This window comes from Streptomyces sparsus (assembly GCF_054776295.1).
In genome coordinates this window covers 1-1,728 of the sequence record NZ_BAAHCA010000981.1, presented here as the reverse complement: position 1 = coordinate 1,728, position 1,728 = coordinate 1, and the positions used below count along the sequence as shown (strand labels likewise).

At 73.1% G+C, this 1,728-nt stretch carries 3 protein-coding genes; all 3 read left to right on the top strand.

All coding sequences use genetic code 11. From position 1 onward, the window contains the following. The coding region (locus tag ACYVE9_RS25565) for a sensor histidine kinase (protein ID WP_461030261.1) at positions 1-764 on the top strand (764 nt) is incomplete at its 5' end. Further along, the gene (locus ACYVE9_RS25560; RefSeq protein WP_461030260.1) at positions 757-1,401 is read left to right on the top strand and encodes a response regulator; all 645 of its coding nucleotides are present in this window, start codon (positions 757-759) and stop codon (positions 1,399-1,401) included. The genes ACYVE9_RS25565 and ACYVE9_RS25560, both read left to right, overlap by 8 nt. Positions 1,402-1,573: 172 nt before the next feature. Continuing rightward, positions 1,574-1,728: chaplin family protein (locus tag ACYVE9_RS25555; protein WP_461030262.1), on the top strand; the 155-nt coding region annotated here is incomplete at its 3' end.

Genomic DNA, 1,728 nt, shown 5'->3' with positions numbered 1-1,728 from the left:
AGGCGGCCCCGCGCCCGGACGCCCACACGGGCCCGGACACAGCCGGCGGCTGCGCCTTCACCGCCGAGGACGAGGACCTGCTGCGCATCCTCGCGCAGCACGCCGCCATCGCCCTCACCAACGCCCGGCTCCACGAGCGCGGCCGGGAGCTGACCATCGCCGGTGAACGCGCCCGGATCGCCCACGAACTGCACGACGCGGTCTCGCAGAAACTGTTCTCCCTCCGGCTGACCGTGCAGGCCGCGGCCGCCTACGTCGACCGCGACCCGGGCCGGGCGCGGACGGAACTGGCCGAGGTCACCCGGCTCGCCACCGAGGCCGCCGACGAACTGCGCGCCGCGGTGGTGGAACTGCGCCCGGCCGCCCTGGACGACGACGGCCTGGTAGCCACGCTGCGGACCCACGTCCAGGTGCTGGACAGGGCGCACAGCGCGGCCGTCACCTTCGACAGCCAGGGGGTGCGGGCGCTGCCGGCCGGCCAGGAGGAGGCGCTGCTGCGGGTCGCCCAGGAGGCCCTGCACAACGCACTGCGTCACGCCGGAGCCACCAGGGTCGCGGTCACGCTCTGCCGCCGGGAACGCGGGGTGGTACTGCGCGTCACCGACGACGGATCGGGTTTTGATCCCACCGCGGTCCGCCGGGAGGGCCGGCACCTGGGCCTGGTCTCCATGCGCGACCGGGCCGCGGGGGTCGGCGGTGTGCTCGCGGTGCGGTCCGAGCCCGGCAAGGGCACCCTGATCGAGATGGAGGTGCCGGGTGGCTGAACGGACGATCCGCGTGCTGCTGGTGGACGACCACCAGGTGGTGCGTCGTGGCCTGCGCACGTTCCTGGAGGTCCAGGACGACATCGAGGTCGTCGGTGAGGCGGCCGACGGCGACGAGGGCGTGCTCCGTGCCGAGGAGCTGCGCCCCGACGTGGTGCTGATGGACCTCAAGATGCCCGGCTCGGACGGGCTGGGGGCGCTGCGCCGACTCCGGGAGCTGGGCAACCCGGCCCGGGTCCTGGTGGTGACCAGCTTCACCGAGCAGCGGACGGCGGTACCGGCGCTGCGGGCCGGCGCGGCGGGCTACGTGTACAAGGACATCGACCCGGAGGCACTGGCCGGCGCCATTCGCGCGGTGCACGCGGGTCACATCCTGCTTCAGCCGGAGGTGGCCGGGGCACTGCTCACCGAGCAGGGCGCGCCCGGCGGCTCCGGTCGCGTGGGGGCGCTCACCGAACGCGAGCGGGAGGTGCTCTGCCTGATCGCGGACGGCCGCTCCAATCGGGAGATCGCCCGGGCCCTGGTGCTGTCGGAGAAGACCGTCAAGACGCACGTGTCGAACATCCTGATGAAACTGGACCTCTCGGACCGCACTCAGGCCGCGCTGTGGGCCGTGCGCCAGGGTCTGACCAGCTGATCCTCCGCCGCCGTGAGCCGTGCACGCCCCCGGGGCGCGCGCCCGACTCCGGCCTGAAATTCATACTGTCGTGTGGTTGTCACGCACCCTGCGTTTCCTCCCGACCGTCCGTCCGTTGTCCAAGGCGTGCTGCGGCGAACGGCCGCGGCGATGGCAAGGAGGGGTCAAGATAGTGAAGAACCTGAAGAGGGTCACGGCTGTCACGATGGCGGCCGGCGGTCTCGTGGCCGCTGCCGCCGGTGTCGCCGCGGCGACCAGTGGTGCGCACGCCGGTGGCAGCGCCACCCACTCGCCCGGCGTCGGCTCCGGCAACCTGATCCAGGTTCC